Source organism: Aquimarina sp. RZ0 (assembly GCF_008370685.1).
GTDB lineage: Bacteria > Bacteroidota > Bacteroidia > Flavobacteriales > Flavobacteriaceae > Aquimarina.
This window is the reverse complement of record NZ_VTZU01000249.1, coordinates 1-681: the sequence shown is the minus strand read 5'-3', so window position 1 is coordinate 681 and position 681 is coordinate 1. Positions and strand designations below refer to the sequence as shown.

1 protein-coding gene is annotated in these 681 nt (G+C 30.2%); it reads left to right on the top strand.

What is annotated here, in order from left to right; all coding sequences use genetic code 11:
* Positions 1-479: 479 nt before the first annotated feature.
* On the top strand, positions 480-671 hold the full coding sequence (locus tag F0000_RS28755; RefSeq protein WP_368668156.1) for a hypothetical protein: 192 nt from the start codon (positions 480-482) through the stop codon (positions 669-671).
* Positions 672-681: the final 10 nt, after the last annotated feature.

Genomic DNA, 681 nt, shown 5'->3' with positions numbered 1-681 from the left:
TTTAGAGTATGTTTAAAAAGAATACAAATTGAAAATCAATAGTTTGAGGTTCTGAGGACACTTCAAATGATGAGAATATCGAGATATTTTAATTATTTGAAGTAAGCTCACGGTTCTTAAAATATTTTTTTTCAAGAAGTAAGGTTTTTAAACAAGCTCTTAGACATAAGTATTCCATTACGCCATTGCGTTATTTTTTTCGGAGCTTCTATTTTTTTGACGATTCAGTCGTTCTAACCAATGCTGTGGTGATCCTCTGTTATCAAACAGGTATACCGTTTTCAACCTCCCTTTTTTGCATTTGGGACATACTAAATGCTGTAAAGATTCTGTTTTTAATATTTAGATATTCTTGTTCAAAAGGAGAAAAGAATACTATTAGCAGAACAAGAGATTATATGCCTACATATATATTCTCCAAACGAACCTAGAGGACATTCTAAAGAGGCCAGATTAGCTTCTGGTAAAGCTGACAATTTATTGCTTTTATTAAAAATGATGTGTTTGATTTTTTAAAGAAAACTTACAAAGTCGATATGATAAAAAAAGTATTTGCTGATCATTCTTTTGGTGGTTTACTCGCTAGTTATATGCTTGTAACAACATCTGATTTATTTGATTATTATTTGGCTGGAAGTCCTTCATTATGGTATGATACGATTTGTGATTAAAAAATTCGTA